The organism is Brevundimonas sp. (genome assembly GCF_052436175.1).
GTDB lineage: Bacteria > Pseudomonadota > Alphaproteobacteria > Caulobacterales > Caulobacteraceae > Brevundimonas.
Genome location: NZ_JBQVNM010000013.1, coordinates 34944 through 56586, shown reverse-complemented (window position 1 = coordinate 56586; position 21643 = coordinate 34944). Strand labels below are relative to the sequence as shown.

Sequence of the window (21643 nt, the reverse complement as noted above, 5' to 3'; positions counted from 1 at the left end):
AGGGCCTGGGCCAGCGACCGGTCCTTGGCGAACGGGGCGTCGTCGCCCCACGACAGGCCGGACTTCTCCACCACCTTGCGGATCAGGGAATAGCCGTTGGAGTGCGGACCCGACGAGCCGACGCCGATGATCAGATCGCCGGGGTTCTGGCGGTCCAGATACGGCAGGGCGTGACCCCGCTCGACGGCGCCCAGGGAGAAGCCCGCCAGATCATAGTCGCCGTCCGAATACATGCCCGGCATCTCGGCCGTCTCGCCGCCGACGAGGGCGCAGCCCGCCTGACGGCAGCCCTCGGCGATCCCGGCGACGACGCGGCGGGCGTCGTCGATGCTCAGTCGGCCGGTGGCGTAGTAGTCGAGGAACAGCAGGGGCTCGGCGCCCTGGGCCAGCAGGTCGTTGACGCACATGGCCACCAGATCGACGCCGACGCCGTCATGACGGCCCGTCTCGATGGCGATCTTCAGCTTGGTGCCGACGCCGTCGGTGGTGGTGACGATCAGGGGGTCGACGAAACCGGCGGCCTTCAGGTCGAACAGGGCGCCGAAACCGCCCAGCGACGGCTCCGATCCGGGACGCGCCGTGGACCTGGCCAGGGGCTTGATCGCGTCCACCAGTTGTTCGCCGGCGTCGATGTCCACGCCCGCATCGGCATAGGTCAGGCCGTTACGGAGCTGTTCGGGGCTGTCGCTCATGGGACACGGACCTGGGCTGGAAGGGGCGGATGCGGAGTGAATCAAAGCGGAATTGTGGTGCGGCTCTTGCCACAAACCCATCGCGCGGGGCTATAGCATCCGAATGACGCCGATCACCACCAATGACGCACTCGTCGATTTCTGCGCCCGCGTATCCGGCGCCCCCTTCATCGCCGTGGACACCGAGTTCATGCGCGAGACCACCTACTGGCCCAAGCTGTGCCTGATCCAGGCCGCGACGCCGGAGCATGAGGCGATCATCGATCCCCTGGCGGAGGGGCTGGATCTGGCGCCCTTCCTCGACATCCTGCGCGATCCGGCGATCGTGAAGGTCTTCCACGCCTGTCGTCAGGACGTGGAGATCTTCGTCAAGCTGGGGGCCATGCCCCGACCGATGTTCGACACCCAGGTCGCCGCCATGGCCGCCGGGTTCGGCGATCAGGTCAGCTATGACTCGATCGTGCGGCAGATGCTGAAGGTCGATCTGGACAAGGGCAGCCGCTTCACCGACTGGTCGCGCCGCCCGCTGTCCGAGGCCCAGCTGACCTATGCGATCGGCGACGTGACCCATCTGGCCGCCCTCTATCCGAAGCTGCGTGACCGTCTGGCCAAGGAGGGGCGTCTGGACTGGGTGATGTCGGAGATGGAGGATCTGGTCGATCCGGCCCTCTACGACACCGATCCCGACAACGCCTGGAAGCGGCTGAAACCCAAGAAATTCTCGGCCAAGTATCTGGCCGCCTTCCGGGCCACGGCGGTCTGGCGCGAACGCGCCGCCCAGGAGCGCGACCAGCCGCGCGGCCGCATCCTGAAAGACGACGCCATCGACGAAATCGCGGCCCAGGGCCCCAGCGACGTCGAGGCCTTCAATCGCCTGCGCGCCGTGCCCAAGGGCTTTGGCGGCTCGCGCCTGGGGCTCGAGCTGATCGAGGAGCTGAAGCGGGTCATGGCCGACCCCGAGGCCCACGCCCCCAAGATGGCCCGCCCGGCCCACAACCAGCCCGCCCCCCCTTCGGTCGTCGAACTGCTGAAGGTGCTGCTCAAGGCCAAGAGCGACAACGCCGGCGTCGCCTCCAAGCTGATCGCCACCGTCGCCGATCTGGAGAAGATCGCCCTCAGCGACGACGCCGACGTCGAGGCCATGAAGGGCTGGCGTCGTCAGCTGTTCGGCGAGGACGCCCTGAAGCTCAAGAAGGGTGAAATCGCCCTGGTTCTGAACGGCCCGCGCGTCGAGGTCGTCGAGATCGAGGGTTAGGCGGCAGGCTCAGCCGGTTGCCACAGCTCGATGGCGTTGCCTTCCGGGTCGTGGATACGGGCGAACTGGCCGATCTCGGGCATGGCGTCCCATTCCGGCTTGGTGATCACTTCGATCCCGGCCGCCGCCAACGACGTCTTCAGCCCCGCCAGGTCGTCCACGCGCAGGTTCAGCATGAAGGCCTTGTCGGCGGCGAAATAGTCGCTGTCCTGCTTGAACGGCGCGAAAACGGTCGGTCCGGCCTGTTGATCCCAGACGAAGACTCCGGGCGGCGCGCCGACGCCCAGATGCTCCAGATACCAGGCCGCCAGGGCCTCGGGGTCTTTCGACCGGAAGAAGAAGCCGCCGATACCCGTGACCGCCATGGTGGTCTCCCGCTCAGATTTCGAGCTTCAGCCCCATCGCCTCGGCCAGGGCCTTGGCGCGACGGCGCGTCTGCTCGCCCAGCAGCACGTCGGCATAGCCTTCGGACGCCGTCAAGCGCAGGGCGCCGCCCTTGATCCTCAGCGCGGCGTTGGCCAGCAGCTGTGGCGAACGACCGGACAGGTCGCAACCCAGGCGGATCGCCAGGCCCAGCGCCCGGGCGCGGGTGCGGGCGTCGTCGTCCAGCAGCCGTTCGATCACCTCGGGCTGGGGCGTCGCGCCACCGCCGCCGTAGCGGGCGTTCAGCACGGCGGCCAGGAAGGCGCGCTCGGCATGGGTCTGACCCGCGATGGGCGCGCGCAGGACCTGATCGAACACCAGCTCGACCCGGTGGTCTGGGTGAAGCCGGGCCCCCAGGTCCGCCACTCGACAGGCCGCCTCGCTCAGCACCGCGTCCCGCGCCGGCCCGAAGACGGGGGGCAGGGCGGCGATGACATTGGCCAACCAGGCGTAGAGCGCGGCCGGCAGATGGGGCGACACCCCCTGACGCACGCCCAGGGCGGCCGTCCCGGCCAGCAGCGGGTCCTCCAGCGGGCCGGCCGCGTCCAGCGCCTCGAACAACAGGCCTTCGCGCAGGCCCCAGGCCGAGAACTGGATCGTCTTCAGGCCCAGCCGGTCGATCAGCCCCTCCAGCACCAGGGCGGAATAGGGCAGGGTCTCGGCCCGCTTCCTGGACACGCCGGGCAGGCGCTCCAGCGAGGCGTTGGATTGATGCGCTACAAGCCGGGCAAGATCGCGCGCGTCCGAGGCGCTCATGGCGTATTGGTGCACGATCCGCAGCGGATAGTCGGTCTGGGCCATATGGACCTGGGCCAGGGCGCGCCAGCCGCCGCCGACGGCGTGCAGGGTCTGGGCCGAGAAGCGGTCGGCGGCCGGCTTCAGGACGGTCGCGATGCGACGCTTCAGGCGTCCCGCGTCGAATCCGGCCGCGTCCGCCAGGCTGAACGGCCCCAACGGCAGGGTGACGCCGGGCTTCAGCCTTCCCTCGCCGATGCGGATCAGCTCCAGACTGGAGCCCCCCATGTCGGCCGCGACCCCCTTGGCCGAGGGATCTCCGGACAGGACGCCCAGGGCCGCGTATTTCGCCTCCTCTTCGCCGGACAGGATGCGAACCTGAAGCCCGGTCTCGGCCGCCACGCGGTCGCAGAAGTCCGGTCCGTCGATCGCCTCGCGCACCGCGGCAGTGGCGGCGACGAAGGCATAGGCGGGGCGCACCCCTTCCAGCACGGCGGCGAAGCGGCGCAGGGCGGTCAGGGCCGTCTCCACCCCCGCCGCCGATAGCCGTCCGGTCGAGGGCAGGTCGCGACCCAGGCCGGCCAGAACTTTTTCATTGAACACGGTCCAGATGGCCCGGCCGTCCAGCCGGTAGAGCACCAGGCGGACCGAGTTCGAGCCGATGTCGATGACCGCCGCCTCGGTGGGGGGCGTCGTCAGCAGATCCTTCACGCCTCAGGTCTTCCCCACGCCCGGCCTATTTGCCGGGCCTCACATAGCGCAGGGCCTCGGGCTTCGTCTTCACCTTTCGACCGCGCCCCGACAGACTGGGGTTGGTCATGAAATACTGGTGGGCCGAGAAGGGACGGGCCTGATCGACGGGGCTGACCCGCGTGTAGTCGCCCTCGGCGTTCAACACCCAGCTCTGGGCGTCGTCCTTCAGGTTGGCGACCATGATCTGGTCCAGCACTTGGTCGTGGACCGTGGCGTTGCGGATCGGGGCCATGACCTCGACCCGGCGCTCCAGGTTGCGGGTCATCCAGTCGGCCGAAGAGATGAAGACCTTGGCCTTGTCGTGCGGCAAATCCTTGCCGTTGGCGAAACAGACGATGCGGCTGTGTTCCAGGAAACGGCCGACGATGGACTTGACGCGGATATTCTCCGACAGGCCCGGCACCCCCGGTCTCAGGCAGCAGATGCCTCGAACCACCAGATCGATCCGCACCCCCCACTGGCTGGCGCGATACAGGGCGTCGATGATGTCGGGATCGACCAGGGAGTTGAGCTTGACCCAGATGGCCGCCGGCTTGTCCATGGCGGCGGCGGTCATTTCCTGGCCGATCAGCTCCAGCAGGGTCGATTTCATGTTCAGCGGCGACACCACCAGGGCCTCCAGGCTCTCGGGCGTGGCGTAGCCGGTGATGTAGTTGAACACCCGGCTGGCGTCGCGAGCCAGGGCCGGGTCCGAGCTGAACAGGCTCAGATCCGTGTAAACCTTGGCCGTCACGGGGTGATAGTTGCCGGTGCCGAAGTGGCAGTAGGTCTTCAGCGCCTCGCCCTCGCGCCGCACGACGACGCTGAGCTTGGCGTGGGTCTTGTATTCGACGAAGCCGAAGACGACGTGGACGCCCGCCCGCTCCATGGCCCGCGCCCAGCGCAGGTTGGCCTCCTCGTCGAACCGGGCCTTGATCTCGACCAGGGCGGTGACGTTCTTGCCGTTCTCGGCCGCCTCGATCAGGGCCGCCACGATCGGGCTGTCCTTGGACGTGCGATACAGGGTCTGTTTGATGGCGATGACGTTGGGGTCGCGCGCCGCCTGACGCAGGAACTGGACCACCACGTCGAAGCTCTCGAACGGGTGGTGGATCAGGATGTCCTTCTCGCGCACGGCGGCGAAGACGTCGCCGCCCTGGTCGCGGACCCGCTCGGGATAGCGGGGCTCGTAGCCGGGGAATTTCAGCTCGGGATGACCCGGCGGGATCAGTTCCGACAGCTGGGCCAGACCCAGCATGCCGTTGACAAGCACCACGTCCTGGGGCGCCGCCTCCAGTTCGCCGACGATGAAGTCGCGCAGGTCGTCGGGCGTGCTCGCCTCGATCTTGATGCGCACCACCTCGCCAAGGCGCCGCTGCTTCAGCGCCTCCTCGTATTCCAGGACCAGGTCCTCGGCCTCTTCCTCGATCTCGATGTCGCTGTCGCGGATCAGGCGGATCACGCCCTTCTCCAGCACCTCGCAGCCGGGGAACAGGTGGTCGATGAACAGCAGGAGCAGGGCTTCCAGCGTCACGAACCGGCGCTTGTCCTTGGCGGACCGGCCGTCGCGCGGCAGCTCCCAGAACCGCCGCACCTGGGTCGGCACGGGCACCAGGGCGTAGAGGGTCCGGTTGTCGCTCAGCCGACGCAGCTTCAGCGCCAGGGAGAAGCCCAGGTTGGGCAGGAAGGGAAACGGGTGGGCCGGGTCGATGGCCAGGGGCGTCAGAACGGCGAACAGCTGGTTCAGGAACTCGGGCTCCAGCCGTTCCTTCTCGGTCTGGGTGATCTTGGCCGAATGGATGACCTCGATCCCGGCGGCGGCCAGCTCGATGCGCAGCTGGGCCCAGCGCGCCTGCTGCTCGGCCATCAGTTCCCCGGCCTCGACGTTGATCTTCTCCAGCTGTTCGGCGGGCGTCAGGCCGTCGGCCGAGACGACGCGCACCCGTTCGCGCACCTGACCCTTAAGGCCCGCGACGCGGGTCATGAAGAACTCGTCCAGATTGTTGGCCGAGATGGACAGGAACCGCAGCCGCTCCAGCAGGGGGTGGGCAGGGTTGGCGGCCTCTTCCAGCACGCGGGCGTTGAACTTCAGCCAGCTGATTTCGCGATTGAAAAAGCGTTCGGGAGAGGCGATCAGCGCCTCGTCCAGCGCCATCTGCGGCGCGCGCGAGGAGGGGACCTCCTCGCCGGTGGTGGTGTCCTTGACGGCTGCATCGCTCATGATCCGGTTGTGACCCGGTAATGCGACAGTCGCAACCGTGGCGGAGCGTCGCCGGTCAGTCGAACAGCTCGCTCGTTGCATCCAGAACCTGGCGGGCCAGGGCGCGGGTGACGGGCCTGTGCTGGGCGTCGAGCCGATCAACGACGTCGGCGGCGGCCGCAGCGGACCGGTCGATGCGCCGGACCAGATAGTCGATCACCTCATCACCGGGCGTGATGCTGCGCTCGGCGAAGCGGGCGCGCAGGATGGCGGCCAGAACCGCATCGTCAGGGGCCTCCATCGCCACCACCCGCACGGCGTCCAGGCGCGAGCGCAGGTCCGGCACGGCGACCTCCCACATGCGCGGCGAGGGGCGGGCTGCCATCAGCAGGGCGCCGCCGTCGGCCTGGGCCAGGTTGATGAGGTGGAACAGGGTCTCGTCATCCGCGTCCTGGGCGATGTCCAGAAGCACGGGCCGCCCTTCCAGCTCCAGGGGATCGACCAGGGCCGCCTCGCTCCCATTCAGGGCCAGGGCGCCGACCCGCTCGGCCCAGATCGCCGCCAGCCGGCTCTTGCCGCATCCGGCCGGGCCGCAGACGGCCATCACACGCCCGACGCCGTCCGGCCACCGCTCCAGCTCGCGCCAGGCCGCTTCATTGCAGTCAGAGCGCACGAAATCGCCCGCCAGGGCCGCGCCCTCGGTCTGCAGCGGCAATCGCAGCTGATCGGTCATGGCGTATCGCGCCGACATGAGACGACGCTAACAGAACCGGCGACCGGCACGGTTAACGCGCCGCTGGACAGCGGGGACAAGCGCGCCGTCCTGTGGATCGTCACCTGCCGGACCTCAGACCAGACCCGCAAGGGCAGGGTTCACCTTGTTCGCCTCGAACTCGATCAGGGCGTAGTCCGCCAGGCCGTGCACGCTGAACGGGTCCTGTTTCAGCAGATCCTCCAGCTCGGCCCGCCCGATCTTGCCCGACACGATCAGCACCCCGCCCGTGCGCGAGACGAGCGGGCCGGTGACCAGCATCAGGCCCGCGGCCACGTGAGGGTCCAGCCAGGCGCGATGCTCGGGCCGCCGCGCGTCGATCTGGTCGGTCGGTCCGGTGTAGGTGAGGGTGACGACAAACATGGCGGGATCCCACGGCAAGGCTTGGACCCCCTTGATATGTGGATTCGGGCTATCGCAGACAAGTCAGTCGCCAACCCGCCGGAACCGCCCGGACCTTGACTTTCGGGGGCGATGATGCGCCCTTCCGCCGCTTCAAATTCCCGCCGCGCCCCATCGTCTCGCCGGGGCCGATTTCAGACGAAACCTTACCCATGCACGCCTATCGCTCCCACACCTGCGGCGCCCTCCGTATCAACGATGCCGGATCGAACGTGCGCCTGTCGGGCTGGGTCCACCGCAAGCGCGACCACGGCGGTCTGCTGTTCATCGACCTGCGCGACCACTACGGCCTGACCCAGCTGGTCTTCCACCCGGACACGCCGGGCTTCGACCTGGTCGAACGTCTGCGCGCCGAGAGCGTCATAAAGGTGGACGGCGAGGTCATCGCCCGCGACGCCTCGGTCGTGAACCCCAACCTGCCGACCGGCGAAGTCGAGGTCCGCGTCGCCGGCGTCGAGGTTCTGTCCGAGGCCGCTGAACTGCCGATGCCCGTCTTCGGCGAGCAGGAATACCCCGAGGACATCCGCCTCGCGAACCGCTTCCTCGACCTGCGTCGCGAGCGGCTGCACAGGAACATCGTTCTGCGGTCCAAGGTCATCTCCTCGATCCGCCGCCGCATGGTCGATCAGGGTTTCCTGGAGTATCAGACCCCGATCCTGACGGCCTCGTCGCCGGAAGGCGCGCGCGACTTCCTGGTGCCGTCGCGGCTGCACCCCGGTAAGTTTTACGCGCTGCCGCAGGCCCCGCAGCAGTTCAAGCAGCTGCTGATGGTCTCGGGCTTCGACCGCTACTTCCAGATCGCCCCCTGCTTCCGGGACGAGGACCTGCGCGCCGACCGGTCGCTGGAGTTCTACCAGCTCGACGTCGAGATGAGCTTCGTCACGCAAGAGGATGTTTTCGCGGCCATCGAGCCCGTCATGCACGGCGTGTTCGAGGAGTTCGCGAACGGCTTGCCGGTGTCGCCGATCGACGGCAAGCACGTCTTCACCAACGACTTCGGCGAGACCTTCGACCACGCCGGTTTCGAGCGCCTGACCTTCGCCCAGTCGATGGCCTGGTTCGCCTCCGACAAGCCGGACACCCGCAACCCCCTCAACATGCAGGTCGTCTCGGACCACTTCCGCGACGGCGGTTTCGGGCTGTTCGCCAGGATCCTCGGCGCCGACGCGAAGAACGCTGTCTGGGCCATTCCGGCCCCGACCGGCGGCTCGCGGGCCTTCTGCGACCGCATGAATTCCTGGGCCCAGGGCGAGGGCCAGCCCGGCCTCGGCTACATCTTCTGGTCGGACGACCAGAACGCCTGGGGCGGGCCGATCGCCAAGAACCTCGGTCAGGAGCCGACCGAGGCCCTGATGTCGTCGCTGGGGCTGGGCCAGGGCGACGCGGCCTTCTTCGTCGCCGGTAACCCGTCGGCCTTCGCCAAGTTCGCCGGCCTCGCCCGCACCCGCGTGGGCACGGAACTGAAGCTGATCGACGAGAACCAGTTCAAATTCTGCTGGATCGTCGACTTCCCCATGTTCGAATGGTCGGAAGAAGAGAAGAAGGTCGACTTCTCGCACAACCCCTTCTCGATGCCGCAGGGCGGGCTCGAGGCGCTGGAGACCCAGGACCCCCTGACCATCCGCGCCTATCAGTACGACATCGTCTGCAACGGCTATGAGCTGTGCTCGGGCGCGATCCGGAACCACAAGGCCGAGATCATGCTCAAGGCTTTCAGCATCGCGGGCTATGACGCCTCGGTGGTCGAGGACCAGTTCGGCGGCATGCTGAACGCCTTCCGCTACGGCGCCCCGCCGCATGGCGGCCTGGCCCCCGGCATCGACCGCATCGTCATGTTGCTGGCCGGCGAAACCGCCATCCGCGAGGTCATCGCCTTCCCGCTGAACCAGCAGGGCGAGGATCTGCTGATGAACGCCCCCACCGAGGCTGCCGAGCGTCAGCTCAAGGATGTGCACATCCGCACGGCCCTGCCGATCAAGTAGACGGGATCGACCCGCCTCTCACGGCCTGAGGGGCGGGATCAGTCCTGGGCCAGGATCAGCTGGCGCGACACCGGCGGGACGGGCGGCGCCGGCGGGCGCGGCGGGGTGATGCGGATCACCGTCCGGCTGCGGCAGGTTCCAGGCTGCAGGCCGCGCGGCAGTCGGGTGGTCTCATCCGCACAAGCCTCGCCGATCTGGGACTGGCTGAGCCCCTGGGCGTTCGACAGGTCCACGCCGCGGATGTCGGTGCGCCGCAAGGAGGCGCCGGAGAAGTTGGCTCGGCCGAAGCTTCCCCGCGTGAAGCGGGCGTTGTCGAGGGTGGCGTCCCGGAAATCAGCGCCGCTGAAGTCGCCGGCACCCATGTTTGACGCGGCCATCTCGGCGTTCCTGAACGACGTGCCGCGCGCACTGACGTTGGCCAGGGTGGTGCCGAACATCTCCGCCGACGAGAAGTTGGCTGCCGACAGGTTGGCGCCGTTCAGATTTGCACCGTTGAGCTCGGCCGATGACAGGTTGGCCCGGGACAGGTTGGCGCGGGCGAAGACCGAGCCGCTGGCCTCCACGCCGGTCATCTGGGCCTCGGCGAAGACGGCGCCGGTGAAGTTGGCGCCGCTGATCTCGGCCCCCCGGATGTCCGCGCGGCTGAAATCGCTGGAGGAGAAGTTGGAGCCGACCATCTCGGCCCCGCGAAGATTGGCGCCGACCAGGGTGGCGCTCATGAAGGTCGCGCCGGTGAAGGTGGCGCCCGACAGGTTCCGGCCCGACAGCTCGCAGCGGTTGCAGGACCCGCCCAGCGACACCAGCCGCGCGACATCGCGATCCTGAATCGAGATCCGCATCTCGGCGGCGGCGGGCAGGGCGCACAGGCTCCCGGCGACCGCGACGGCGGAGAGGAGAAGGCGACGGAAGGGGCGGGCGGTCTGGGTCACGCCTTCTCAATGCCGTCTGACGCCCGGAATCCCTACTTAAATCGCAGTAAGATTGAAGGCGGTGAGGTTGCCGACCGGTAATCTCAGCAGGACGGGATCGACAGCCGCCCCGGCAGGACGGTCGAGGCGTCGCCGCAGGCGCGGTTCAGCTGGGCCTGGGTCAGACCCGTGGCGCGACGCAGCTGGGCGCCCGAAAGGTTCACGCCGGCCAGCGTCGCCCCGGAGAAGTTCGCGCCTTCGAGATAGGCGCCGACGAAACTGGCGTTGGTCAGGTTGGCGCCCGAAAAGTTGGAGCTGGAGAAGACGCCGCCATAGGCCTCGACATCGCGCAGGTCGGCGCGGGTGAAGCGGGTGCGGTTCATCACCGACAGGCTGAGGTCGGCCTGACGCAGGCGTGCGCCCGACAGGTTCAGCCCGCGTCGTTCCAGCCCAGAGAAGTCGCCCTGGAACAGGTTGCAGCCGGCGCAGTTGGCGCCGCGTCGAACGGCGGCGATCTGGCCGGCGTTCTGGGCCAGCACCGGGCTGGCGAGGGTCGCGGCGGCGGCGACGGCGAGGATCAGCAGGCGTTTCATCTCGGGCAGGCTCCGGGCTGGCGCGGCCAGCGCTGCAATATCGGGACCAGCCTTAGCAGAGAGGTGTTTACGATCTGCTGAACCGCCGCGGAGAGGCTTCAGCCGCCCTGCATCGACGGCGCCACGCCGCAGCTGTCGCAGACCCAGCCCCCGCCGCGCTGCTGCAGGGTGAAGTCGCCGCAGGCGGGGCAGGCGTCGGCCTGGATGACGCTGGGCGGAGGGGCGATCGGCTCGCGATCCTTGCCGAAGGGCAGGACCACCAGATTGTCGGGCGCATGGCCCCGCGCAAACCCTTTCGAGATGAAGCGGGCGGCGGGCACCAGTTCGTCGGCCTTGCCCGAGCCCAGCCCGTCAGCGTCCAGCGGCTCGGCGTCGGCGTTGGCCAGTTCATGCCGGTCCAGATAGCTGACCCCCAGCTCCCGGAAGATGTAGTCGAGAATGGAGGTCGCCGAGCCGATGGAGTCGTTGCCCGTGACCCGACCCGCCGGCTCGAACCGGGTGAAGACGAAGGCGTCCACGAACTCGTCGAGCGGCACCCCGTATTGCAGCCCGATCGAGATGGCGATGGCGAAGTTGTTCATCAGGCTGCGGAAGGCGGCGCCTTCCTTGTGCATGTCGATGAAGATCTCGCCCAACTCACCGTCGTCGTACTCGCCGGTGTGGATATAGACCTTGTGACCGCCGACGGCCGCCTTCTGGATATAGCCCTTGCGGCGGTCGGGCAGTTTGCGGCGGGTGCGGTCGCGCTCCACCACCCGTTCGACGATCCGCTCGGTCGGCGGCGGCTCGGGGGCGGCCTGGGCGGTGTTGAGCGTCTCCGGCCGGCGCGCGGACACGGGCTCGGGCTCGACGATGTCGAACAGGGGGATGGACGGCGGCGGGGCGCGGCGCAGGGCCAGCACACGGACGCCTTCGGCCACGGCGTCGGCGATCAGGGCGGCGACCTCGTCCGCCGAGGCCGTCCAGTCGAGCGTGCGGGGGCGGGCGTCGGCGGCGTCGCTGTGGGCGGCGATCACGGCGCGGACCGTCTGGTCCACCTCCACGGGGGTCAGGCTAAGCAGCGGCTTTAGACCCTCGGGCGCCTCGGGCCAGTCGCCGAGATCGGGATGGCCCAGAGCATAGCGCTCGGCGGCCTCGACCACGTCCGGCGACAGGCCGAGGCGGATCAGCAGGGGCGTCGCGCCGTCCGGCTCAAGCCCCAGCACGTCATGCACGAAGCCCGGGTCCAGCACCGGGCTGCGGAAGGCGTCGTCCAGGGTCCGGGCGTGGATCAGCCCCGTCTCGATCGCCGCCAGCTCGATGTCGGTGAAACCCAGGCCGCGCAGCACCTCATGGTCCGCGCCCGGCGCCTCGACCAGGGTGCGGCGTCCGAACAGTCGGCGTTCGGCCTGGGCCGCCCCGCCCGCCCCGAGCGCTGCGGCCAGACTGGGCCGCAGCCGCCGCTCGACCTCTCCATCGGCGGTCTGGAAGGTCTCGGCATGACTGAAACCGGACAGGCCCAGACGCAGATCCAGTTCGGGATCGTCGTGCATCAGGCTGAGGGTGATGTTGCGCCGCTCGCCCGGCGTGCCCAGCCGGACGCCCAGTTCGCGGGACACGCCAGAGGCGGCGGCGGCGAAGGCGGCGGCCGCGCCCGCCAGCGTCTCCCGCCCCGACGCATCGAGGGTCTCGCCGGTGGCCGTCAGCCAGTCGGCGCCTCCGGCCAGTCCCAGGACCAGAGGTCGGCCCGCCTCGTCGTCCTTGGTCATCAGGTCCAGAGCCGTGACCCAAAGCCGCGCCAAGGCCTCCAGGTCGCCGTCGCCGAGCGTGGCCAGATTGATCGCGCATCCGGCGGCGACTGCGGCGTCGGCGATCGCTTCGGCCTCGGTCTCGTCGAAGGCGACGACCACCCCGGCCTCGGTCAGGGCGGCGTCCAGCACGGCGCGGGCTGCGGCGGACTCCGCCTGACCCAGGGTCGCGCGTGAGACGCGGACCAGAGGCGCCGGGTCGCGGGTCGTCGAGGGCTGGGGGGCCTCCAGTCGTTCGCCCCGGATGGCGCGCTGGATTTCGGCGTCGATGCAGCCGCTGCGTCGGGCGGCGAAGACGGCGCGGGCCAAGGCCGGATTCGAGGCCGGATCGGCGCAGTCGCGGCTCGGGCCTTCGCAGCGAGCCACGGCGTCCGCGACGGCGTTCAGGGCGGCGACCGCGCCCTCGACCGCAGCACCCGCCAGGGCCTCGGCGCGGGCGGCTCGGGTGGTGGCGGTCAGGGCGGCCGCCCCGGCGGCCGTGTCGAGATCCAGCACAGCGGGCGCCGAGGCCCGGCGCGGCCGGGCCGGAGCGGCATGCCCCAGCAGGATCGAGGCGGTCAGTTCGGCCGCGAAGACCCGCGCCTCCTGCACGCCGGTGAACAGGCCGTTCTCGACCCCGCGCGCGGCCAGTCCGGCCGCCCAGGCCGCCAGCCGTCCCTCGAACGCGCCCTTGGGATCGGGGCGCGGACGGCCTTCGCTTTCGGGTAGGGCGTCCAGCCAGTCCAGCCAGGCCTCGATGCGAACGTCGCTCCATCCCTCCGGGGCCAGGACGATGACGACCGAATCGGCGCGCTCGATGTCGCGTCGACCGAGGGTCAGGCCGGTCGTCGCCGGGGCGAAGCGGGAGGTGAAACGCATGCGGACCTCGCGTGAACGCGGAAGACTAGGCCGCGCCAGAGCCAGCTTCAATAGATGTAGCGTTCGTGGAGACCTTTACCCCCAAGATGTTGACGCAAATGGGCGGCGGCTCGCGCTGGACGCAGGGCCGCTCGCTTTCTATGATCGCATCATCGCCGCAGACCGCCGTCGCGGCCGAACCGACTGGATCATCCGAGTGCTCGACAAGATCTTCACCTGGTGGAACGGAGCCACGATCGGCACCCTGTTCACCATCGCCAAACGCGCCAATCTGGTCGGCACGGACGAGTTGGGGAACCGCTACTACCAGTCTCGGGACACCAAGAGCTATGACGGCCGCAAGCGCCGTTGGGTGGTCTACAACGGCTATGCCGAGGCCTCGAAGGTCTCGCCCGACTGGCACGGCTGGCTGCACTACACCTTCGACGAGCCCCCGACCGAGGCGCCCCTGCCGCGCCGCCGGTGGGAGAAGGACCACCAGCCGAACCTGACCGGCACGCCTTTGGCCTGGCGTCCGCCGGGCTCGCTGGCGGCCGAGGGCGTTCGCCCTGCCGCCACGGGCGACTACGAAGCCTGGAAACCCGAGTGAGCCTGCGTCGCGCGCTGTTGATCGGCGGGGTCGGTCTGGCCCTGACCGTATCCGGCGGCGCGGTCGTGGCGGGCGGCTGGCAACAGGCGACGCCCCAACCGGCCACGCCGTCGTCCGATCCCATCGGCGACCTGCTGCGTACGCAGGCGCCGGTCGAGGGGGCCCCGGCCGGGACGCCCGCGCCCGCCGCGCCTGTCGCCGTTACGCCTCCCGCTCCGGCTATCACGCCCGAGACCCTCGACCCGGAAACGGCCGTCGAGGAGCCCGCCCCCAAGGTGGAGAAGGCCGAGGTGGTGGTCGAGCCCGACACCCCCGCGCCGCGTCGCCGTCTGCGGGTGGCGGTCGTCGAGGCGATCGACAAGATCACCGCCGAACGGATGCGGTTCGAGGTCGTCGTCGGCGGTCGTCCTGTCCGCTTCAACGGCAACCTGATCTTCACGGCCCGGGCCTGCGAACTGTCGTCGCCGACCGAGCCGGTCGAGGACGCCATCGCCTATATGGACGTCAGCCTTCAGCCGCGCGGCGTCCTGCCGGGAACCGAGGCGCGCCAGATCTTCCGTGGCTGGATGTTCGCCTCCACCCCCGCCGTCAGCGGCCTGCAGCACCCCCTGTATGACGCCTGGGTCGTCGGCTGCAAGGCATAGGGAGGTTCAGGCGATCGCCTGTTCGACCGCCTCTATCCCCGTCATCGGCAGAGCGAGGGAGGCCGTGTCCGGCTCGCCCCTCAAGGCCGCCTTCAGCAGCCGCAGATAGGCCGCCTGCGGCGTCTCCACCGCTCCGAACTGGCTCAGATGTCCGGTCAGGAACTGGGCGTCCAGCAGGCTCCAGCCCCCGCGCCTCAGCCGCGCCACCAGATGCACCAGCGCGACCTTCGAGGCGTCGGTCGCCCGGCTGAACATGCTCTCGCCGAAGAAGGCGCCGCCCAGGGTCACGCCGTACAGGCCCCCGACCAGTCGCTCGTCCCGCCAGCATTCGACGCTATGGGCATGACCGAGGTCGTACAGCGCCAGATAGAGCCGACGGATCGGCCCGTTGATCCAGGTGTCCTCGCGTCCCGCACCCGGAGCGGCGCAGGCGTCGACCACGGCGGCGAAGGCGGTGTTCACGCGAACCTCGAAGGGTTCGGCCCGGACGGTGCGTTTCAGCCGCGTCGGAATATGAAACCGGTCCAGAGGTATGACCCCGCGCTGGTCGGGCTCCACGAGGAAGACGCGCGGATCGTCGCGCGCCTCGCCCATCGGGAAGACCCCGCGCGCATAGCAGGCCAGAAGCTGTTCGGGCCCGAAGCCGCCGAAAGGCCCCTCGGCGCTGAAGCCGGGGTCGGTCATCCTTCACCGCTCCATCGCCGCAGGGCGATGGGGAGGACAGACCGCGTAGCGGTCAGGAGGGGGCGAGGAGACAGCAGGGCGGGCGATGAGATCATGTCAGACGCGGGGTCGCCCCCCTCCTGGCGCGTGCCGCGCGTGTCCTCTCCATCCGCCTTCGCGAATGGAGAGATGAATCTCAGCTGGGCGTCTTCTGCTTCGCCGCCCATTTTTCCAGCCAGTGGATGTCGTAGTCGCCGGACAGGATGTCCGGCTCCTGCAGCAGCTTCTGGAACAGCGGAATGGTGGTGTCGATGCCGCCGACGACCATCTCGTTCAGGCTGCGCTTGAGCCGGGCGATGCATTCGGCCCGGTCGCGGCCGTGGACGATCAGCTTGCCGATCAGGCTGTCGTAATAGGGCGGGATCGAATAGCCGGCGTAGATAGCGCTATCCAGTCGCACGCCCAGGCCGCCGGGGGCGTGGAAGTCGGTGATCTTGCCGGGCGAGGGGGTGAAGGTCTCGGGGTTTTCGGCATTGACCCGCACCTCGATGGCGTGGCCCTCGAAATGGATGTCGTCCTGGGTGAAGGACAGGGGCAGTCCGGCGGCGACGCGGATCTGTTCGCGCACCAGATCGACGCCGGTGATCGCCTCGGTGACCGGGTGTTCGACCTGCAGCCGGGTGTTCATCTCGATGAAGAAGAACTCGCCGTCCTCCCACAGGAATTCGATGGTGCCGACGCCCAGATAGCCGATGGCGGCGATGGCCTTGTTGACCGTCTCGCCGATCTTCCTGCGGCCTTCGGCCGAAAGGGCGGGCGAGGGGGCTTCTTCCAGCACCTTCTGGTGACGGCGCTGCAACGAGCAGTCGCGTTCGCCCAGGTGGACGACATTGCCGTGGCTGTCGGCGATGACCTGGATCTCGATGTGGCGGGGCTTCTGGAGATAGCGTTCCATATAGACCGCGCCGTTGCCGAAAGCGGCCTTGGCCTCGGTCTGGGCGGTCTGGACGGCCTCGACCAGGTCATCGGCGGTCAGGGCGACCTTCATGCCGCGTCCGCCGCCCCCCGCCGCCGCCTTGACGATCAGGGGGAAGCCGATGGTTTTCGACGCCTCGATGGCGTCCTCGACGGTTTCGACCTCGCCGTCAGAGCCCGGAACGCAGGGAATGCCGGCGTCCAGCACCGTCTTCTTGGCGCTGATCTTGTCGCCCATGACGCGGATGTGCTCGGCTTTGGGGCCGATGAAGCTCATGCCGTGGGCCTCGACGATCTCGGCGAAGCGGGCGTTTTCCGACAGGAAGCCATAGCCCGGGTGGATGGCCTGGGCCCCCGTGATCTCGGCTGCCGCGATGATCGACGGGATGTTAAGATAGGACTTGGCCGCCGGAGCCGGGCCGATGCAGACGCTCTCGTCGGCCAGCCGCACCCACATGGCGCCACGGTCGGCCTCGGAATGGACCGCCACGGTGGAGATGCCCATCTCCTTGCAGGCGCGGTGGATACGCAGGGCGATTTCGCCCCGGTTGGCGATCAGGACCTTGGTGAACATCGGCTCGCCTTACGCTTCCAGCAGGACGAGGGCCTCGCCGTATTCGACCGGCTGGGCGTCCCCGACCAGCACCTCGGCCACGACCCCGTCTCGCGGCGACTGGATCGGGTTCATCGTCTTCATCGCCTCGACGATCAGCAGGGTCTGGCCCTTCTTGACCGCATCGCCGACCTTGATGAAGGGCGGGGCTTCGGGCGAGGCCTGCAGGTAGGCGGTGCCGACCATCGGCGACTTCACCTCTTCGCCCGACTTGGCGACGATGGTAGCCGGGTCGCTGGGCATGGAGGCCGGGGCGGCGGCGGCGGGCGCAGCGGCGGCGACCGGCGCGGCCTGGGGCGCGGCGGCGTATTGCATCACCGGCGCCGCGACGATCTCGCGCGCCACGCGGATGCGCAACTCGCCGCGCTCGACCTCGATCTCGGTCAGGGAGGTGTCGTTCAGGATGTCGGCCAGCTGGCGCACCAGGCCGGCGTCGATCTCGGTTTCGTTCTTGAGGGTCTTGGGGTCGGCCATGGGATGGAGCCTTCTTCTTATCCTTGAGGCGAACGGGCGGCGGATAAACCGCGTTCCCATATCAGCCCGAGCGCGGCCGTGACGGCCAGTTGATAGCTTTGCGGGCCGAAGCCCGAAACCACGCCGGTCGCGGCGAGGGAAACATAGGTGTGGCGGCGGAAATCCTCGCGCGCGGCGGGGTTGGACAGATGGCATTCGATCACGGGGATCGACAGGGTCTTCAGCGCGTCCAGCAGGGCGACGGAGGTGTGGCCATAGCCGGCGGGGTTGAGCACCAGGGCGTCGGCGGCGGTGCGCGCCTCCTGCACCCAGTCGATCAGCTGGCCCTCGTCGTTGGTCTGGCGAAAGACCACCGTCGCGCCGCTGCCGTCTTGGGCGGCCGCCCGCTCGCAGATCGCCTGCACGTCCGCCAGGGTCTCGCGGCCATAAATGTCCGGCTCCCGAACCCCGAGCAGGTTGAGATTTGGGCCGTTAAGGACATGGATGACGGGCTGGGCCATGGGCTCCGGAGGCGGGGGCGCCTGACGCAGGGTCAGGTTTGAGATCAGGCGGAATCAGCCGGCCTTTTAGCGGAGCCGCGCCCAGGATCAAACCCGTCCTTTGAGGATCCCTCCAGGTCGCGCGCCAGTACGGTTTCCGCCAGCCCACATTCACGCGCGCCACGGGTGCGTCCAGACGCTGCCTTTGCTAGAGGGGGGCATGCAGATTCAGTTGAATGGAGAGGCCCGCGACGTCGCGGCCGATACGATCCAGGCCCTGGTGCTGGAATGCGGCCTCGATCCGCGAAAGGTGGCCGTGGAGCGCAATCTGGAAATCGTTCCCCGATCCCTGCATCCTACGACGGCGCTGGCCGAGGGCGACCGGATCGAGCTGGTCCAGTTCGTCGGCGGAGGCTGACCTCGATCAAATCGGGCGACAGCCGGTTTCCCCGCGCGCCGCGAGGGTCTAGGTCACCGTCATGACCGAAGCCGCTTCCGCTCGCCCCGCAGATACCTGGACCGTCGCCGGTCGGACCTTCTCCTCGCGCCTTATCGTGGGCACCGGCAAATACGCCGACTACGGCCAGAACGCCGCAGCGGCTGAGGCGGCGGGGGCGGAGATCGTAACCGTGGCCCTGCGCCGGGTGAACCTGTCCGATCCCAGCCAGCCCATGCTGGTGGACTATCTGAAGCCGGACCGCTTCACCTTCCTGCCCAATACGGCCGGCTGTTTCACGGGCGAGGACGCCGTGCGGACCCTGCGTCTGGCGCGCGAGGCGGGCGGCTGGGGGCTGGTCAAGCTGGAGGTGCTGTCGAACTCGGCGCATCTGTATCCCGACATGGTCGAGACGCTCCGGGCGCTGGACATGCTGGTCAAGGACGGGTTCGACGTCATGGTTTACTGCACCGACGACGTGGTCATGGCCAAACGGCTGGAGGAGGCGGGGGCCGCCGCCGTCATGCCGGCCGCCAGCCCCATCGGTTCGGGCCTCGGCATCCAGAACCGCGTCAATATCCGCCTGATCGTCGAACAGGCCAAGGTGCCGGTGCTGGTCGACGCCGGGGTCGGCACGGCCTCGGACGCGACCATCGCCATGGAGCTCGGCTGCGACGCCGTCATCGCCAACACGGCCATCGCCGGCGCCAAGGATCCCATCCTGATGGGCTCGGCCATGAAGCACGCCGTCATCGCCGGGCGAGAAGCCTATCTGGCCGGACGGATGGCCAAGAAGATGTACGCTGACCCGTCGTCGCCCCTGGCCGGGCTGATCTGACGCCGGTCCGTTACGCCCCATTGGCCTGAGCCCGTTTCCGGGTCAAAGTCGCTCCCGAGATTGGGGGAAGGCGACATGCGATACTCACTGATGGCCTTCACGGCTCTGGCGCTCTGTCTGGCCGCGCCGGCCGCCGTCGCCGATGCGACAAGGGATGCGGCCGAGATCGCCGCCGTCGACGCCGCCCAGGTCTGCGGTCCGGCCGGGACCATCGACAGCGCGGCGCTCGACGCCGATCCCGTGGCCGGAATGGTCATGGTCGACGGCTTCGGCAAGGCGACCTGGCCGGTGGACGCCACGCCCGAGGCCCAGGCCTGGTTCGACCACGGTGTCCGCCTACGCTGGGCCTTCGAACACACCGAGGCGGTGCGGGCCTTCCGCAAGGCGCGGTTGCTGGACCCGGACTGCGGCATGTGCGCCTGGGGCGAGGCCTGGGCCCTGGGCCCCAATCTGAACGGCGGCGGCGAGGACGACGCCTCCCAGGCTGCTGCTCTGAAGGCCGCGCGCGAGGCCCGTCGTCTGGCCCGCGACGCGACCCCGGCGCAGAAGCGGATGATCGACGCTCTGATCCAGCGCTATTCGGGCCGCAAGGACAGCCGCGCGCGGCGGTTCGCCCGCGCCATGGATACGATCGCCACGCGCAATCCCGACGACCTGCTGATCTCGGCCGCCACAGCCGATGCCTGGCTCCTGACCGACTATGACTGGTGGAACGCGGACGGCACGGCCAAGGCGGCGGGCGTGACCCGTGCCATGAACCTGCTCGAGCATTCGCTGCGGGTCGACGCCGACGATCCGGGCGCGATCCACCTCTATATCCACCTGACCGAATGGTCCGACGACCCGCACAATGCCATTCCCTTTGGCGAGAAGCTGGCGCGTCTGGCGCCGGGGGCCAGCCACCTGGTCCACATGCCGTCCCACACCTTCTATCGCGTGGGCCGCTACAAGGACGCCATGAACTCAAATGTCGAGGCCGTGGCCCTCGACAAACGCTACGACAGCCTGGCCCGGCCCCAGGGCGGGGTGAAGGGCATGCCCCTGCATTCTCACAACATCCACTTCGGCATGGGCGGCGCCCTGATGGCGGGCGGCGCCGAGCGCGGGATCGACCTCGCCGACTGGTTCCTCGCCACCTACGGCGACATGACCCCGACGGCGGTCTGGCGCGGCATCCAGGCCAACAACGCCTACGCCATCTACGGCCGCTTCGCCGATCCGGCCAAGGTCGCCTCGATCCCCGAGCCGGCGGCCGAGAAATACCTGCTGCGCGTGTCCTGGCGTTACATGCGGGGTGAAGCGGCCGCCCGGGCGGGCGACGCCGCTGCTGTCCGCGCCGAGGTCGAGGCCATCAAGGCGATCATCGCCGCCACCACCTTCGCCGGCCCCATGCAGGACCAGCAGAAGGGCTTCGTCCAGCTGAGCCAGCATGTGTTGGAAGGACGCGCCGCCATGATCGAAGGCGACCACGACGCCGCCGTCGCCGCCTTCAGCGCCGCCGCCGCCATTCAGGCGATGGGGGACGGCGAGGGTGGTGATCCCCCGATCATCTGGTACCCGACCCGCCGCAGCCTCGCCGCCGCCCTGCTGGCCAAGGGGGACGCCGCCGGGGCCAAGGCCAAGATCGAGGAATTGCTCAAGGACTGGCCCAACGACCCGTACAGCTACTTCGTCCTGGCCGAGGCAGAGGCGAAGCTGGGCAATGCGCAGGCCGCCGCCGACGCCCGCGCCCGGTCGCGCGTGGAGTGGGTAGGCGGCGCGATGGACCTGAAGCTGGCGTAGCCTGGCCTACTTTGCCTTCGCCGCCTCGATGGCCCGCAAGACTTCCTGCGGCGCGATGCCTGTGGTGGCCTCGCCGTTGACGAGGAAGGTCGGGGTGCCGACCAGGCGGAAGGCCATGGCGGTGGTCTGGATCTCGGCCAGGTGGGCGGCGACCTCGGGGCTGGCCATGGCGGCCTTGGCGCGGGCCAGATCGACGCCGCGCTCGACCAGAACCCGGTCCACCGCCGCCTCGTCCAGAGCCGGTTCGGCCATCAAGCCTTCATAGACCTCCAGATACTTGCCTTGCTGGTTCGCGGCCACGGCGGCGCGGGCGGCGTAGTGGGAGACGGCGTCGTCGCCGCGATCCAGGATCGGCCAGTCCTTGAACACGAACCTGACGTCCGGATGGGCCTGGATCAGTCGGACATAGTCGGGCGCCACGGCCTTGCACCCGGGACAGCGGAAATCGAAGAACTCGATCACCGTCACCTTGGCGTTCTCGGGCCCGAAGGCCGGATCGCGGGGATCGGCGCGCAGCAGGGCCGGATTGGCGGCCACGGCGGCGTTGGTGGTCTGAACCCGAGCGCCGTCCTCGCGCGACTGGCGCGCGGCGACCACCTCGTCCAGCACCTCGGGGTGTTTCAACAGATAGGCGCGCACGTTGCGGCCCATGATCTCGGGGCTGAGGTAGGGCGCCGCCGCGAAGCCCAGGGCCACGACGGACACCGCCAGGGCCAGAACGCTGCGGCCCGAATACCAGCGGGCGGCGGTCGTCGGCTTGGTCGCCTCCGGGGCGGTTTCCGGGGCGGGCGGGGGCGCGTCGGTCATTCGG

21 protein-coding genes are annotated in these 21643 nt (G+C 69.0%); 7 read left to right on the top strand and 14 right to left on the bottom strand.

Features of this window, described 5'->3' with window-relative positions; genetic code table 11:
• Positions 1-692, bottom strand: a 692-nt coding sequence (purM, locus tag ACT6QK_RS05250; RefSeq protein WP_444596757.1) for a phosphoribosylformylglycinamidine cyclo-ligase, incomplete at its 3' end; no start/stop codon positions are given.
• Positions 693-795: 103 nt separating this feature from the next.
• Here purM and rnd point away from each other — a divergent pair.
• Positions 796-1947 carry a ribonuclease D gene (gene rnd / locus ACT6QK_RS05245; RefSeq protein ID WP_444596756.1) on the top strand — a complete coding sequence of 384 codons (1152 nt, stop codon included), beginning with the start codon at positions 796-798 and terminating at the stop codon, positions 1945-1947.
• On the opposite strand, the gene ACT6QK_RS05240 is transcribed toward rnd, so the two are convergent.
• From ACT6QK_RS05240 to ACT6QK_RS05220, 5 genes are all read right to left on the bottom strand, one after another.
• Positions 1944-2312 (bottom strand): VOC family protein, encoded by a 369-nt coding sequence (locus tag ACT6QK_RS05240; protein WP_444596755.1) that lies wholly within the window; start codon positions 2310-2312, stop codon positions 1944-1946. The genes rnd and ACT6QK_RS05240 overlap by 4 nt on opposite strands.
• A gap of 13 nt (positions 2313-2325) precedes the next feature.
• Positions 2326-3816, bottom strand: a complete 1491-nt coding sequence (locus ACT6QK_RS05235) for a Ppx/GppA phosphatase family protein (protein WP_444596754.1) — start codon at positions 3814-3816, stop codon at positions 2326-2328.
• Between the two features lie 25 nt (positions 3817-3841).
• Positions 3842-6058 (bottom strand): RNA degradosome polyphosphate kinase, encoded by a 2217-nt coding sequence (locus tag ACT6QK_RS05230; protein ID WP_444596753.1) that lies wholly within the window; start codon positions 6056-6058, stop codon positions 3842-3844.
• Between the two features lie 55 nt (positions 6059-6113).
• Entirely contained in the window at positions 6114-6770 is a 657-nt protein-coding gene (locus tag ACT6QK_RS05225) for a chromosomal replication initiator DnaA (RefSeq protein WP_444596752.1), read from the bottom strand.
• 114 nt (positions 6771-6884) lie between these two features.
• Entirely contained in the window at positions 6885-7172 is a 288-nt protein-coding gene (locus tag ACT6QK_RS05220) for a YciI family protein (RefSeq protein WP_444596751.1), read from the bottom strand.
• Between the two features lie 191 nt (positions 7173-7363).
• Here ACT6QK_RS05220 and aspS point away from each other — a divergent pair, with 191 nt between their 5' ends.
• Entirely contained in the window at positions 7364-9193 is a 1830-nt protein-coding gene (gene aspS / locus ACT6QK_RS05215; RefSeq protein WP_444596750.1) for an aspartate--tRNA ligase, read from the top strand.
• A 38-nt stretch (positions 9194-9231) separates the two neighbouring features.
• On the opposite strand, the gene ACT6QK_RS05210 is transcribed toward aspS, so the two are convergent.
• The 3 genes from ACT6QK_RS05210 to ACT6QK_RS05200 form a co-directional block, all read right to left on the bottom strand.
• Positions 9232-10122, bottom strand: coding sequence for a pentapeptide repeat-containing protein (locus ACT6QK_RS05210; protein WP_444596749.1), 891 nt, complete (start codon positions 10120-10122; stop codon positions 9232-9234).
• Between the two features lie 83 nt (positions 10123-10205).
• Complete coding sequence (locus tag ACT6QK_RS05205; RefSeq protein ID WP_444596748.1) at positions 10206-10694, bottom strand: pentapeptide repeat-containing protein; 489 nt, start codon at positions 10692-10694, stop codon at positions 10206-10208.
• Between the two features lie 98 nt (positions 10695-10792).
• Positions 10793-13339: a TSCPD domain-containing protein gene (locus ACT6QK_RS05200; RefSeq protein ID WP_444596747.1), complete on the bottom strand. Its 2547-nt coding sequence runs from the start codon at positions 13337-13339 to the stop codon at positions 10793-10795.
• A 196-nt stretch (positions 13340-13535) separates the two neighbouring features.
• On the opposite strand from ACT6QK_RS05200, the gene ACT6QK_RS05195 reads away from it, so the two are divergent.
• On the top strand, positions 13536-13928 hold the full coding sequence (locus ACT6QK_RS05195) for an NADH:ubiquinone oxidoreductase subunit NDUFA12 (protein WP_444596746.1): 393 nt from the start codon (positions 13536-13538) through the stop codon (positions 13926-13928).
• Positions 13925-14572, top strand: a complete 648-nt coding sequence (locus tag ACT6QK_RS05190) for a DUF2155 domain-containing protein (protein WP_444596745.1) — start codon at positions 13925-13927, stop codon at positions 14570-14572. Before ACT6QK_RS05195 ends, ACT6QK_RS05190 begins: the two co-directional genes overlap by 4 nt.
• A 6-nt stretch (positions 14573-14578) precedes the next feature.
• Here ACT6QK_RS05190 and aat read toward each other — a convergent pair whose 3' ends face one another.
• The 4 genes from aat to ACT6QK_RS05170 form a co-directional block, all read right to left on the bottom strand.
• Positions 14579-15256, bottom strand: a complete 678-nt coding sequence (gene aat, locus ACT6QK_RS05185; protein WP_444596744.1) for a leucyl/phenylalanyl-tRNA--protein transferase — start codon at positions 15254-15256, stop codon at positions 14579-14581.
• A gap of 175 nt (positions 15257-15431) precedes the next feature.
• Complete coding sequence (gene accC / locus ACT6QK_RS05180; RefSeq protein ID WP_444596743.1) at positions 15432-16784, bottom strand: acetyl-CoA carboxylase biotin carboxylase subunit; 1353 nt, start codon at positions 16782-16784, stop codon at positions 15432-15434.
• A 9-nt stretch (positions 16785-16793) separates the two neighbouring features.
• A complete protein-coding gene (accB, locus tag ACT6QK_RS05175) occupies positions 16794-17297 on the bottom strand; it encodes an acetyl-CoA carboxylase biotin carboxyl carrier protein (protein ID WP_444596742.1) in 504 nt (167 codons plus the stop codon).
• Positions 17298-17314: 17 nt separating this feature from the next.
• On the bottom strand, positions 17315-17797 hold the full coding sequence (locus ACT6QK_RS05170; protein WP_444596741.1) for a type II 3-dehydroquinate dehydratase: 483 nt from the start codon (positions 17795-17797) through the stop codon (positions 17315-17317).
• A gap of 199 nt (positions 17798-17996) precedes the next feature.
• Here ACT6QK_RS05170 and thiS point away from each other — a divergent pair, with 199 nt between their 5' ends.
• The 3 genes from thiS to ACT6QK_RS05155 all read left to right on the top strand — a co-directional run bounded on the left by thiS (position 17997) and on the right by ACT6QK_RS05155 (position 20832).
• The gene (gene thiS / locus ACT6QK_RS05165; RefSeq protein WP_444596740.1) at positions 17997-18194 is read left to right on the top strand and encodes a sulfur carrier protein ThiS; all 198 of its coding nucleotides are present in this window, start codon (positions 17997-17999) and stop codon (positions 18192-18194) included.
• 61 nt (positions 18195-18255) lie between these two features.
• Positions 18256-19050, top strand: coding sequence for a thiazole synthase (locus ACT6QK_RS05160; protein WP_444596739.1), 795 nt, complete (start codon positions 18256-18258; stop codon positions 19048-19050).
• Between the two features lie 75 nt (positions 19051-19125).
• The gene (locus tag ACT6QK_RS05155; RefSeq protein WP_444596738.1) at positions 19126-20832 is read left to right on the top strand and encodes a hypothetical protein; all 1707 of its coding nucleotides are present in this window, start codon (positions 19126-19128) and stop codon (positions 20830-20832) included.
• Between the two features lie 6 nt (positions 20833-20838).
• Here ACT6QK_RS05155 and ACT6QK_RS05150 read toward each other — a convergent pair whose 3' ends face one another.
• Complete coding sequence (locus ACT6QK_RS05150) at positions 20839-21639, bottom strand: thioredoxin domain-containing protein (protein WP_444596737.1); 801 nt, start codon at positions 21637-21639, stop codon at positions 20839-20841.
• Positions 21640-21643: the final 4 nt, after the last annotated feature.